General features: G+C 63.7%; 8 protein-coding genes. 5 read left to right on the forward strand and 3 right to left on the reverse strand.

The window, feature by feature from the left end; all coding sequences use genetic code 11:
- The 3 genes from HYT87_17370 to HYT87_17380 form a co-directional block, all read right to left on the reverse strand.
- Positions 1–187, reverse strand: a 187-nt coding sequence (locus HYT87_17370; protein ID MBI2061513.1) for a hypothetical protein, incomplete at its 3' end; no start/stop codon positions are given.
- A gap of 455 nt (positions 188–642) precedes the next feature.
- The gene (locus HYT87_17375; GenBank protein ID MBI2061514.1) at positions 643–3,279 is read right to left on the reverse strand and encodes a PAS domain S-box protein; all 2,637 of its coding nucleotides are present in this window, start codon (positions 3,277–3,279) and stop codon (positions 643–645) included.
- 5 nt (positions 3,280–3,284) lie between these two features.
- A complete protein-coding gene (locus tag HYT87_17380) occupies positions 3,285–3,977 on the reverse strand; it encodes a response regulator (protein MBI2061515.1) in 693 nt (230 codons plus the stop codon).
- Positions 3,978–4,185: 208 nt separating this feature from the next.
- On the opposite strand from HYT87_17380, the gene HYT87_17385 reads away from it, so the two are divergent.
- The 5 genes from HYT87_17385 (at position 4,186) to HYT87_17405 (ending at position 13,927) form a co-directional block, all read left to right on the forward strand.
- Entirely contained in the window at positions 4,186–4,878 is a 693-nt protein-coding gene (locus HYT87_17385; GenBank protein MBI2061516.1) for a Crp/Fnr family transcriptional regulator, read from the forward strand.
- A gap of 152 nt (positions 4,879–5,030) precedes the next feature.
- Positions 5,031–6,149, forward strand: coding sequence for a universal stress protein (locus HYT87_17390; GenBank protein ID MBI2061517.1), 1,119 nt, complete (start codon positions 5,031–5,033; stop codon positions 6,147–6,149).
- A gap of 103 nt (positions 6,150–6,252) precedes the next feature.
- The gene (locus HYT87_17395) at positions 6,253–7,527 is read left to right on the forward strand and encodes a hypothetical protein (protein ID MBI2061518.1); all 1,275 of its coding nucleotides are present in this window, start codon (positions 6,253–6,255) and stop codon (positions 7,525–7,527) included.
- Entirely contained in the window at positions 7,503–8,579 is a 1,077-nt protein-coding gene (locus HYT87_17400; protein MBI2061519.1) for a hypothetical protein, read from the forward strand. Before HYT87_17395 ends, HYT87_17400 begins: the two co-directional genes overlap by 25 nt.
- A 59-nt stretch (positions 8,580–8,638) precedes the next feature.
- A complete protein-coding gene (locus HYT87_17405) occupies positions 8,639–13,927 on the forward strand; it encodes a HEAT repeat domain-containing protein (GenBank protein MBI2061520.1) in 5,289 nt (1,762 codons plus the stop codon).
- The last annotated feature ends 3 nt before the right edge of the window (positions 13,928–13,930 follow it).

Raw genomic sequence — 13,930 nt, forward strand, 5'->3', positions numbered from 1 at the left:
CCGCCACGCCGTTGAGGGCCGCGGCCACTTCGGGGGAGAGGGGGATCGCGATGTCGAGGGGCACCGAGGCATTAGCGGGCGCTTTCTTCACCGCGGGCATGTCGAAGTTGCGGTAGCAGGAACCAAAGGTGACCAGCACAGTCCCCAAACCGAATACTGAAACGGCGCGTTTGCACGATCCGAACATTGGATTACCTCCCCTTACTCGTCAGACAGGCCCCGGGCCTCGGTGATTGCATGGTGGTTTTCTATCAGGATTCAAATGTGCTGTCAAGTAGCTTTTCAAAATACTGTCGATAGAAATGTGATGTAGATCACAATCGTGAAATACTTGGGAGTACCGACAGTTAGCACGTACTTCGGTGGAGAACGCGAGCTGGTGATTACGATCGCCTCATGCAACTTGAATTTCTAGGTCACCAATAGCCGGTATTTAGAGCCTCTAACAGAATGCGTAGGGGAGGGCCTTCATGCGTAGGGGAGGGCCTCCATGCGTAGGGGAGGGTCTTCAGACCCTCCCGACAAGAGGGAGCACCTGTAGGTGCTCCCCTACGAGGAGGCAAGGACAAGAGGGAGCATCTGAAGGTGCTCCCCTACGAATCGGTATTCTGTTGGAGGTTCTTAAGGTGACATCGGCGGTCTTCAATCCCGGGGGGGGGGACTCGGCGTTGTGCCCGGCGACCTTGGCAGGGAGTCCAGCACTTCGCGGACTTTAGCGGTGAGACCCGCAGCGGTAAAGGGCTTCTGCAAGAACGGCGTTCCCGCGGCCAAGACGCCTTGCTGCACAATGGAGTCGTCTGTGTACCCGGACATGTACAGGATCCGCATGGCCGGTCGGTCCACGGCCAGCCGTCCTGCCAATTCACGCCCGTTCATTTGGGGCATCACCACATCCGTCAGGAGCAGGTGGATCTCGCCGGAGTGGTCCCCCGCCAGCGAGAGCGCCTCCGCGGGGCCGGAAGCCTCGATGATTCGGTAGCCGTGGCGTTCAAGAATTTCCTTGGCGAGGCCTCGGACGCGATGCTCATCTTCGACCAGAAGAATCGTTTCTTCCCCGGTCTGACGCCGTTCGCCTGCGCGCATCGGTGCGGACGCGGGTTGATCGGCTGAAACCTCCGGCCAAAACAACTTGAAGGTGGTCCCGCGCCCGGGCTCGCTGTATACGCCGATGTGGCCCCCATACTGATTGACGATTCCGTAGACGATGGAAAGCCCCAATCCCGTGCCTTTGCCACGCTCCTTCGTGGTGAAAAAGGGCTCGAAAAGGTGGGACTGCACCTCGCGGGTCATCCCGACGCCCGTATCACTGATGGCCAGCATCACGTATCGCCCGGCACGGACCCCCGCATGTTCCGCGGCGTAGGCTGAATCGAGCGTCATGTTTCGCGCTTCAATGGAAAGCTTTCCCCCCTGGGGCATCGCGTCGCGTGCGTTGACGACGAGGTTCATGACGACCTGCTCCACCTGTCCGGCGTCGGCCCGGATGTGCCCCGACCCGGCGCGCAGGGAGGAGTGGAGTTCAACGTCCTCGCCGATGATCCGCCGAAGCATGTTCTCCATGTTGGAGACGATGGCGCTGAGTTCGATCTCCCTGGGTTCCGCCACTTGGCGCCGGCTCAAAGCGAGGAGTTGGCGGGTGAGGGCGGTGGCCCTCTCGCCGTCCCCTTTGATCTCCTCCACGTATTTTCGCAGCGGATCGCTTTCCCCAAGGCGGTCGAGAAGGAGTTCGCTGTAACCGGTGACGGTCGTCATGAGATTGTTGAAGTCGTGCGCGATGCCGCCGGCGAGACGGCCGAGGGCCTCCATTTTCTGGGAGTGGCGGAGCTGCTCTTCGAGATGGTGGGCCTGCTGTTCGGCCCTCCGCCGTTCGGAGATGTCGATCGCCAGCCCGCCGATGAAGATCGGGACGCCGGACCGGTCGGCAATGGGGTACTTGGTGACCAGCCAGTGATGGGGACCATCGTCGTGCGGTACTTCCTCCACGACTTGAAGGGGCCGGTTGGTCTCCAGCACGCGGCGGTCGTTCCGCTTGAACTGCGCGGCGGCCTCCGGGGGCCAGAATTCGTCGTCGGTCTTGCCGGCGAGATCCCCGAGGGTGACGTGGAAGGTCTTTTCGAAATGCGGGTTCACGTACACGTATCGGCCTTGGGCATCCTTGGTGAAGGCCACGCCCGGCAGATTCTCCATGACCCGCGCGAGCCGTTCCTCACTCTCGCGCAGGGCCTCTTCGGCGCGCTTCCGCGCGGTGATATCCCGAAGGATGCCGAGGAACATTCTTTTCCCCTCCGCCCGCATCTCACTCACGGCGAGGTCGAGCGGGAAGATTTCGCCGCTCTTGCGCCGTCCGACCACTTCCCGCCCGATGCCGATGATCTTCGCGTGTCCCGTCTCGACGTAGCGGCGGACATAGTCGTCGTGCTCGGTGTGCATGGGCTCCGGCATGAGCATCTTCACGTTGCGGCCGACCATTTCGGGCGTGTCGTAACCGAACAGGGTTCGCGCGGCCGGGTTCACGGAATGAATCGTGCCGTGCTCATCGATGATGATGATGCCGTCGACCGCCGTGTCCACGATGGCCCGCGAATGGGCCTCGGAGCGCTCGATATCGCGCACCTCGCGATCGAGCCTCCGGATCGTGGGGAGAAAGACGAAGAGAGCGGTCAGAAGCAAAACGGCGAGCGTCGATCCGAGCACCCAGCCGTTGCGCCGTTTGAGCCCCGCCAGGTGGCCCTCGGCGTCTTTCTGCCGTTCGTGCGTGAAGTGTTCGAGTGCTTGAAGCAGCGTCTTTTCACTCGCGGTGGCCATCAGGCGGCGCAGCAGCGGTTGATGGGGCGTGAGTTTTTCCTCCGGGGTGTTGCTCCACGATCTTGCGTCGTCAAGGTAGCTATGCAACCGCCGGTCGAGATCCGCGGGGGGCTGAAAAAAGATGGCGCGGGCTTTCTCCGGCAGGGCGACGGGAAAAGCGGACTCGCCCCTATCATGCACGAGACCGGCATGGGAGGTCTCCATGTCCTTGACGGCATCGCGGAGGGCCCCGCGGAGGATGCTCTTTTCCTCCGGATCGGTTTCGAATCCAAGCTGCTGGGCGAGAAGTCCGACCCTCTCCACCAGCATGCGTTGGCGGCCGCAAGCATTGATGACCGCCGAATGCAGCTCGCCCGCCCGCGTGTAGTCCCGCATGATCACATAGTTGGAGCCCGCCAGAAGCGTGAGAACGGCCAGGGCGAGGAGGGATCGGAGCGTCAGTCCTCGTGTGGAAGGCCTCCGTGCCGCAGGCATCGGATTCACTGCTCCGAAAACCGGTAGCCCACGCCGCGCACGGTCTCGATCCGGTCGCCATATGTCCCCAACTTCTCCCGCAGACGGGTGATGTACATGTCCACCGTTCGGGTGAAGACGTCCGCATTGATCCCCCAGACCTTGTCGAGCAGTTCTTCTCTGGAGGTCACCTTCCCCCGGTGCTGAACGAGAAACGTCAGGAGACGGAATTCCGTTGCCGTGAGGGTGAGGGATGCGCCGTCGAGCGTCGCTCGGTGAGCGCCGACGTCGATGGCCAGCCCGTCGGCTTGCACCAAAGTGGCCGCCTCGTCCGGTGACGTCCGACGAAGAATGGCACGGACCCGCAGGATGATCTCCCGGGGGCTGAACGGCTTGGTCACGTAATCGTCCGCGCCGAGTTCGAAGGCGGCCACCTTGTCCGCTTCGTCCGCGCTCCCGGTGAGCATCAGGATGGGGATGCGCGAGGTCGCTTCCTCTTTCCGAAGTTGGCGGCAGACTTCCACTCCCGACAGGTCGCCGAGCTTGAGGTCGAGGATCATGAGATCCGGCGGGCGTTGGCGCGCCTGATCGAGGGCGGATCTCCCATCCACCGATTCCCGGACTTCAAAACCGGCCTGGGTAAGGGTTTCCCTGAGGAGCTGAACGATCCTTTTCTCATCGTCGACGACGAGTACCGTTTGTTTGGACTCGACAACCATAACTGGGAATTCCCCTCCTGCCTCCCTGTTCGGGAGAGAGGCATGTGGGGATTCGCAGCCCGGGTCAGGCCCCCCTTTTTACCATTTTTTTACATTCGATTGAAAATCCTGTGATGCGTCTCCCGGATAATCCCTGCGTGAAACAAGGTTGGTTCCACGGCACGGCGGTCACGAGGACCGACGAAGTCGCAAACGAAGGGAGATGGCCATGACGACGTGTGAAGCATGCCCCGCAACGAAGGACTGCTTTTTCTCAAGCGCCGATCCGAAGGTGCAATCGACTCTCGGTCGTCACCTGGTGCGAAACAAATACAAGAAGGGACAAGTTCTCATTTACGACGGGATGAAGCCGCATGGCGTCTTTGTCGTCTGCGAAGGGAAGACGAAAGCCTACAAGGCGGATGAATCGGGACACCAGCTTGTATTGCGGTTCGACGGTCCCGGTTCGCTGGTTGGGTCCAGAGCATTGGTCTCGGGTGTGCCCTACATGAAGACGATTGAAGTGGCGGACGACTCGCTCATCGGATTCCTGGACCGGGACATCTTTCTGACGCTGATCCGGATGGACCAGGAACTGGCCTTGCGTCTGATGCGGGGCCTGGCCCGACAGTTGGGCGATGCCGAAGACAAGGCGCTCAAGATGGCCTTCCACGGGGCGCACCGGCGAATCGCTGAGCTGCTCCAAGTGGGCAGGCCCGGTGTGGTGGAACGGCAAAACGGCTCGGGTCGAACTGTTTCGCTTCCCCGAAGACAGGACCTGGCCGAAATGGCCGGGCTCGCATTGGAAACGACGATCCGAACGCTCAAGCGGATGGAGGCCAATCAAGTCATTCGCATGAAGGGAAGACAGATCACGATATTGGATCCCCAGAAGCTGGAGGCGCTCGCGGCAGCCGCGTGATGGAAAGCACCTAGCGTTCAGCTCTCAGCCGTCAGCCTCGGATCAGGAGGGGGATACGAGCCACGAGCACCTCCCGACGGATCGACGATTCCGTCGCGTCGTCGACCGTTCCCTGTCCGGAAGCTGAAAGCTGACTGCTGAAGGCTGAACGCTTGGACGATATGAGGTCTCTCAACCGAATTCTACTCGCCACTGATTTCAGTGATGGCGCGGGCGGCGCTCTAAAACAGGCCATTGTTCTCGGCCGCGCGTTCGGGGCGGAGGTCCATCTCATGCACGCCCTCCACCACAGTGTTCCCGAACTGGAGCGTGCCGGTCAGAAGGCGGTGCTCCAGATGCTCTGGGGGATGCAAACGGAGATCGAAAAAGCGGGAGTGAAGGCGGCCAAGGAACCGCTCGTCATGTTCGGGCGCCCGTCCGATTGCATCCTGAATACCGCCGATGAACGGACGGCCGGCCTGATTCTGATCGGCGCGCGCCAGCGGAAAGAGTTGGGACGATTTCCCCTGGGAACGACCGCCGAGAAAGTCATCCGGAGATCGCTGAAGCCCGTCTGGGTGGTGCGACCGGATGGAAGAGAGCGTCCGGAGAAGATTCTGTGTGCCGTGGATTTTTCGGATCCCTCCAGGAATGCGTTGGTCCACGCGATCCAGCTCTGCCGCGTCATGGGTGCGAGTCTGATCCTGTTGAACGTTTTGAGCGCCGAAGCTCCGTATCCCCGGATACCGGATCTGGGTCTCGTTCCCCTCCCGCCGGGAGACACGGCGGACGACCGCGGAAAGCGGCTGGCGGAGTTTCTGTCACCCCTTGGGCCGGCGGGTCTACACGTGGAGTTGAAAGTGGTCTTGGGAACCCCCCACGAAGCCATCCTGCACGCCGCGGAGGAATCCAAATGCGACTTGCTGGTGTTGGGATGCGTGGGACGCTCCGGACTGAGCCGGATCTTGATGGGCAATACGGCGGAGAAGGTTGTTCGGGAAGTGCCGTGTTCGCTCCTGACCGTTCGCGAGGCGGATGGTGCGCCGATCGGCCTCGAGGGAGAGCTTGTGGATGCGGAGACGCATTTCCGGCGCGGGCGGGATCTGGCCGAGAAAGGTTTTTTCGAGGAGGCCCTTCGCCAGCTCGGCCTCTGCCTTGCCGTGGACCCCTATTTCTCCTCCGCGTACGACGTGCAGGCGGATGTCCACCAGAAGTTGGGCCACGGGCCTATCGCCCGTGTTCTTCGCGAGCAGGCCCGAATCAGCCGGGAGAACAGGGGAGCGAAAGTCTAGCCCCTCCCTTCCGCCACTCCCCCCGCATTCCGCGCCCCGTGTCGACTTGGGCCCGGGGTCATGGTATCGGGGGAATTCCGATGGACATGCATCCGGCCAGGACATGATCAGGCTGTGGAGTGGCGCGACTCGCGGCCCGGCGGGGTCCACCGTCTCCGGTGCCTCCCCGGCCCGAAGAGCTCTCCTCCGCGGAGGATTCGGCCTGATTCTTCTGGCCGGATGCGATCTCCTGGCTTGGCTTCTCCTCGCGGTGTCGGCGAGATTCGGCGTGGTCTATCGGCCCATCTCCGATTTCCGGCTTCTCGAAGAGGATCGACGGGCCGTCGTTCGGCTTCTCGCGGATGGGACCACCTATCTTGTCCACAGCCCGAGCCTGGGATGGAGCATCCGCCCGCAGGCCGCGACGCCGGACGGAATGTATCGGGCGAACTCGCAGGGGATACGGGCGGGCCGGGAGTACACGGCCCGCCCACCCCACGGCCTCACCCGAATCTCGGCCTACGGAGATTCGTTTGTCCACGGGGATGAAGTCGGCTTCGACGATACGTGGGAGGCCGAGTTGATGCGTCTCGATCCGCGCCTGGAGGCGTTGAACTTCGGCGTGATGGGATTCGGATCGGACCAGGCCTTCCTTCGGTATCGGGAAGAACGAACGAGGTTTCAATCGCAAGTGGTCCTGATCGGCTACATGTCCGAGAACATCCAGCGGACCGTAAACGTGTTCCGGGCGTTCTACACGCCGGGATACGGAATGCCTTTCACCAAGCCCCGATTTGTCCTTGACCCGTCCGGACTGAAGCTGCTCGAAAACCCATTGCCCACGCGGGCCGACTACCGGGCCATGCTGGAAAGCCCGGGCCCCACATTGCGGCGGCTTTCGAAGGATGACGGTTGGTTCAAGTGGATGCCCCATGAGGGGAAATGGGATGGGCTTGCGGTCGTTCGATTGGGCAAGACGGCTCTGTTCTGGTATCGGCGAGTTCTGGCGCCGGACGCGATTCTGACCCCGGAAGGCGTGTACCGTCGAGGATCGGATGCGTTTGAGTTGACCCGGGCCATTCTCTCCGCCTTCTACGCCGAGGTGGAGATCCACGGAGAGTTTCCCGTCATCGTCCTCTTCCCCAGTCCCGCGGATGTTCGTCGATATCGGAAAACCGGAAAAGCCCGCTACGCTCCCCTGGCGGACGATCTACAAAAGATGAAACGGCGAGTCATTGACACATTGCCGGCGTTGGCGGGCCTGACCCCGGATCCCCTGACCCCGGATCCAGGGGGAGGCGCGGTCAACGTGCACTATTCGGCCGCTCAGAACAAGGCGGTCGCCCGCAAGATCCTGGAGGAGATGTCTCACTCATGGCCGGACGCTCTGAAGCCCTGAAGCCGGCGCTTCTCTCCCTTCTCGTTCGGGGCGCTTACCTCGCCGTCGCCTGGGCTCTGAGTCCGGATTTCTCGGCCGTGGGCCGGTACGATGACTCCTCCAGCTATCTCGTGCTGGCCAACGCTTTCCAGACGGGTGAGTGGGCCGATCTGACCCTCCAGGCTCGCAAGTTCTGGCCCGGCTACCCGATGGCGGTGGCCATGTTTTCCGGCCTGCTGCACCTGTCGACGCCGACGGCTGCGATCGGGGTCTCGATCCTCGCTGCATCCGGCTCCACGTACCTGGTGGCGAGGCTGCACGGGGCCCGCGTGGCGGTTCTTTTCGCGTGCCTGCCGCCGGACTGGGTTTTTTACGGGAGTCTCATTTTCAGCGAAGCGCTGGCCACCCTGCTGATTTGGCTGTCCATCTTCCTTCTGTCAAGAACCCGGCGATACGACCTCGGGATCGGCGTGGCGTCTTTGGCCGCCCTCGCCCGGCCGCAGGGTGTATTCCTGCTTGCGGCGCTGGGGATTCAGGGCATCAGGGAGCGCCGGACGCGATCGGTCGTGATGGGAGGAGTCTTCGCCGCTGCCGTCGCGGCCTCGTGGTTCCTCTACCTCTACCTCAAGACCGGGGAACCGTTCTCGTCGCTGACCGGCTACGGCGCCGTTGGCCAGTGGCGGGGATTTCCCATGACGATCCCGTTCGCGTCGGTGGCGCATGAATTGTTCGCGAACCGAGTCGCCTGGGTGCGAAAGGTCTACCTGGTTGGGCTTTGGGCGGTCACGCTCTGGGCCGCAGTCGTCGGAGTTCGGCGTATGAGGTCGGCCACCGAGCCTGTGGTTCAGGTGGAGTCGATCTTTCTCCTGGTCTTTGCCGCGTACTTTGCGTGTGAGAACAGTGCGTGGGGGTTTACCGCCTTTTCCCGGTTCGTCATACCGGTGTCCCCCGTCGTTCTAGCCGCCTTCGGGGAACGACTTCCACCGGGGAAATGGGCCTATGGGGTGGCGTGCTCCATCTCATTCGCGCTTGCGGTGGCGATATTCCTGAGGAGCCCCGCCGGCCCGCTCTGAGTTTTCAGAAGGAGGAATTTCCGTGAAGGGGGTGTCCCGTTCTGCTAGGATGGGCGCCAATGGTCAGCCGACCACGAGCCGGGGGAGTTCTTGCCAGCCGTGCGCTCATCGCCGCATTTTGGGTTCCGGCCCTTCTCATCGTCTTCACGAATCCCTCATGGTCGCAGACCGAAGAATACCAACGGCGTGTTCCCGGCCCCATACAACGCCCGGCTGAAGATACGAAAGCGCTCATCCAGCTCATGAATCCCTACGATCCGTTGAAGCGGATCCAGGCTGCCGAGAGACTCGGCCGGACCGGGAACCCCATCTACGCCGAACCGCTGGGATGGGCGATGGTCGATCGAAATCTGGCGGTGCGAAAGTCGGCCGCCCGCGCGCTCGGCCATTTGCCGGAAGGAGACGCCCTCCCGGTGCTGGTCCGCGCCCTCTCGAAGGAGAAGGATGACGGCGTGCTGGAATCGGTGTTGGACGCAATGGCCGGGTTCCAGGGTTCCATGGTCGATTGGCAGCTCAAGCATTTCATCTCAAGCGCACTGGCCTCGGAACGGGTGCGCCTCAAGGCATTGGACATTTTCGGCACGCGCGCGCCACCCGATGGTCGGGTTTTTCTTGACCTGAATCGCGGCTCGTTCCCGCCTGCGATGAGGACCAAGGCGGAGGAAATCATGGCCGAGAGCTACGGGGTCAAACCTCAGGTGCAGGTCTTTCCTCCGGTCTTCGTCGGTCCCCAAAAGCCCGAACCGGCCCCCGTGCCGGCGCCGACGCCGGTCCCCGCGGTCGAGGAGCCTCCCCCCGATCCCCGCGCGCGCGGTCGATGGCTTCTGGTAACCAGTTCCGGACTCTATGGTGCATCGTTCCTGGATCTCATGCGACGGGCGTCCGATTCCCAGGTTTCACCGAGCTGGACGATGCCCATCGGCCTGACCGTGGGCGGCGGCACGGCCTACCTCATGACCCATTTCTCGCACGGTGTGAGCCCCGGCCCCGCCCTTTGGTGGACCTCCTCGGGCATCTGGGGCGTGGCGGCGTCTCACTGGACCGCCAACGGGATGGGTGAGGGTCACGGTTCCACGAGGCGGCTTTACAACCTGGCGGGCGAGGGGATCGGCCTGGGCGCCGGGGGGATCTCGGCCTTCGCTCTGGATTGGACGATCAGTGACACCACGTACGTCAACACAGGAGGTGTGGGTGGTGCCCTTTGGGGTTGGGGGCTCGAGCTGATGAGCGGGCCGGAACGCGATCCGGCCAAGGCGGGCTGGCTCACCCTGGCGGGGGCCACGGGCGGATTGACCCTCGCGGCGCTCTCGACAGAACGGGTGACCCTCCGGAATTCCAACCTTTCGATGCTGTTCCTGGCCTCCGGCTACGGCGCGTGGGCGGGCGCATGGGCGCCGGGGCTGGGACGACGGTCCATTCCCGGCCACAAGGCGTGGGGGGGGAGCTTGACGGGACTGACCACTGGATACGCCGCCGGCGTGTTTCTCTCGCAGCGAGTGACCGAGCCGCCCGAATTCGCGTGGCGCGTGGTGGGCGCGGGCGCGATGGGGAATCTTCTTGGCGCGGGCCTCGGTTTCATGTTCTTCGACACGTTCGACCAACCTTCGATCGCACTAATGGAGGGGTTGGGTATCGGCGGTCTCGCGACGGGCGTGTACTACGATCACCTTTTCCCAGCCTCGCGGGAGCAGCCGGGCTTCAAGTCATTCGTCTTTCTTTCAGGGGCCTACTACGGTGCTCTGGTTCCGCGCGCGCTCAACCGGACTCCGCATGGGCGGCGGAGGACGGGACGGATCATGGCAGGATTTCCGATGCTGACCGCGGCCACGTTGGCATTTGGCAATGGCCTTGAAATCCCTCCGCGCGGAACCGCGGGGCTCTACTGGGGCGAGATTCTAGGGAGTGTGTCGGGCGCGGGCTGGGCCCTGACCTCCCGCTCCGACCAAGCTCTGCTTTCGGCCCTCGCGATGGGCGGGGGCGTTCTCGGCGCGGCTGGGGGATACGGTATGAGCCAGAGTCTGTCGTGGGCCCCGATGACGGAGCGTGAACATTCATTCGTCATGCTCCTGACGGCCTCGGGCGCATGGTACGGGGCGTGGGCGCCGGTGATGCTGCCGGGCCGTGTGGATCTGGACCGTGTGGGTGGCGGCGCGCTCGCGCTCTCCCCTCTGGCTCTCGGTACATCGCTTGTGCTGGCCGATCAGATCGAGCTGCGGCCTCGCATCAATCACGGGCTTTTCTTCGGGGAGGCCGTCGGATTTCTGGCGGGAGCCGGGGCCGGGTGGTCGCTGCTGGCCGATAGGCGGACGACCACGGCCATGATGCTCGCCGGAGGCGCAGGCGGGATGTTCGGCGGCTACGTGTTCGTGCGGAACATGGCGGCGGCGTCTCCGGTCCGCGCGTGGCGGGAAAGCATCCTCGTGGCTCACGGCACGCTGGCGGGCGCGTGGTACGGCGGGTGGACGGCGAGGTCGTTCCGATTGTCCGGCCGCCGCATTTCGGCCCGACGGGTTTCGGGCGGCGCACTCCTGGGGGGAACCGTCGGCCTCACGGGTACGATGTGGATCACCAATCACTACGACGTGCAGAATCGAGTCCTGCCGGGGCTGTTCTATGGTCAGGTGATGGGCGGTACGTTCGGGCAAGGCGTCGGGTTCCTCATGACGCGATCGACGGGGCGCAATCCATCGGACGAAACGCTGGGGAAGATCGACCGCGAAGTGGATCGTTCCTACTACATCATGGCGGCTTCGAGCGCCGCGGGGATGACCGGAGGGTATTTCTTCGCGACCCGGATGGCCGATCCCTCCTCTTGGAGAGGGAAGGAGACGTCGTGGTTCTTTCTCCACTCGTCGTTTGCGGCATGGTACGGGGCATGGCTTCCCACCATGGGCCGTTCGCGCGTGGCGGACGTGGAGCAGCGCCACGTCTTCGGGGGTGTGATGACGGCCGTGCCGACCGCGATGGCCGCCTCGATCTGGAGTGCAAACCATATGGATCTGTCGCCGAGGACCGTGCCGTCGCTCCTGCTGGGAGGAATCTTGGGCACTTCAACCGGCATCGGAGTCGCGGAAACCACGCTGGGTTCGGGCCGGTTCAGACGAGCGTCCATGCTGACGGGTGGCGCGGCAGGTGAACTCTTCGGCTACGCCTACGGCCGCGCGTTGAGAGCGGGATCGCCGAACACGACGCCAATGGCGGCGGCCGTCACGAGTCTGGGCACGTTCTCCGGCCTTTGGTACGGCGCGTGGCTGCCGACGCTCGTTGCGCGGGATCTTTCGGATGTGTCCGATCGGCGCATCGCGGGCGGGGTGATGGTGGGCGGGCCGGCAGCCTTCGCGGTTTCGTTGTGGACAGCCAATCAAGTCGGCATCAGCCCGCGGTCGGCCACGGGATTTTTTCTCGGCGAGGGGTTGGGCACGTCGTTTGGCGCGGGCCTCGGGTTGCTGATCCATTCGGACGATCGCTGGAGAAGCACATTCATGCTCTCTTCGGGGGCACTGGGCGCATGGAGCGGCTTGGAAATGGCGCGCCGGATGATCGGGCCGTCCGCTTTCCGGGATGACGAGGGGGCGGTGGCCGTGGCGCTCTCGACGGCGTCGTTCACGTGGTATGGAACGTGGCTGCCGACGCTTGCCGTGCGCGATTTGAAGAAGGGTTCGCCTTCGGGGGTCATCGGCGGGGCCATGATGGCGGCGCCGGTCGGATTCGCGGCGTCCACATGGATCGTGAATCACCACGTCGTTCGGGAGCGGGACCTGAAAGGAATCTTCGGCGGCGAGGTGATGGGATTCTCCGTCGGCGCCGGGATCGGGATGGCCGGTTTGAGCTCGCGTAGATGGACCACCTCGCTCATGCTCGGGACCGGTGCGGTGGGCGCCCTCGCGGGCTACCGGGTCGCTCAACGTCTGCCCGGTCAGGCGCTGGAGGACTATCCGCCGCTTCTGGCATTCACCGCTCTCACCGGGCTGTGGTACGGAGGGTGGTCGCCCACGTTCACGGCGCGGAGGTGGTCCGACATCGAGTCCAGGCGCGTGACCGGCGGCCTCATGATCGGCGGTCCGTTGGGCCTGGCGACGGGTCTCATTCTCCGCCATCGCCAAGTGGAGCCGTTGGCCTACACGGGATTCTTCATGGGGGAAAGTCTCGGTTCCATGGGGGGGGCGGGGGCCGCGATGACGCTGGATTCGTCCCACAGGAAGACCACGGCCGCGATGCTCGCCTCGGGCGTCGCCCTGGGGGCCGCGGGGTCGAGGGTGCTGCCGCGGATGAAACTCTCCGATCCGCAGCAGAAGGCGTTGGGGATGGGCGCGTTCTTCGGCGTGAGCTACGGAGCGCTCCTGCCGTATGTGGTGGAAGGCCGCAGGCGCGAAGTTGAAGGCAAACAGATTGCCGGCGGCGTGATGTTCGGTCTGCCGGCGGGTCTGGTGACCACGACGGCCGCTTTCGCTTTCTGGGACCCCGCAGGGGGTTCGGTGGGCCTCACCTGGTTGTCCGGCATCATCGGCTCGGCTGCCGGGCTGGGCCTCGGTCTGACGATCGAAGATTGGAACTCGCGGGCCGTCATCGGTTCGATGTATTCCACCGGCCTCAGCGGACTGGCGTTGGGCGCGCGCGCGCCGCAAATCAAGTACACCTCGGGAGCGCTTCTCTTCTCCACCTTCGGCACCGTCTACGGGTTCAGCCAGGGGTTGGCGCTGAGTATTTTCGGCGATTTTTCCGAGCGGCAGGCGATCGGGGCGATGATGTTGGGTTCGTCTCTCGGCCTCGGCACGTCGTTGATCATCACCTACGATCTTCAAGTGGGGACGGGCGGGGCGGCCGTGGCGTACACGGGCGGGATCTGGGGCGGATTCGTTGGGGCGATGCTCGCGCAGGTGGCGGCGGGCGGCAAAGAGGAGACGACGACGGCCGCCGTCATCGTGAGCAATGCAGGGCAACTGGCGACCACGTTTTCCCTCTTGTATCTCCGTATTCCGCCGAGACGCATGGGTTGGATCAACTTGTTTGGTCTGACCGGCTTGGGGATCGGGAGCGCCATCGGACTTCCGCTCAGCGAGGGAGGCGATGTGTTCTTCATCACCGCGCCGGCGGGGAGTTTGATCGGGCTGACGACGGGGGCGATCGTCACATCCTACTGGGACTGGGAAGAGGAGCGGAAAGATTCGGGGCAGACGCCTTCAATCGGTGGCGCGTCGCCGCTCCGCGAGACATCGCCCGGACACGGTTGGCGTTCGCTCGTTCCGCGCGTGGATGCCGTGGCGCCGCAATTCGGACTCCTTCCCGATCCGAGCGGCCGGGACCCCGAAGGGCGATATACGGTTGGCGTCATGATCTGGTATCACTAGATC

This window comes from Nitrospirota bacterium (assembly GCA_016180645.1).
Classification (GTDB): Bacteria; JACPQY01; JACPQY01; order JACPQY01; family JACPQY01; genus JACPAV01.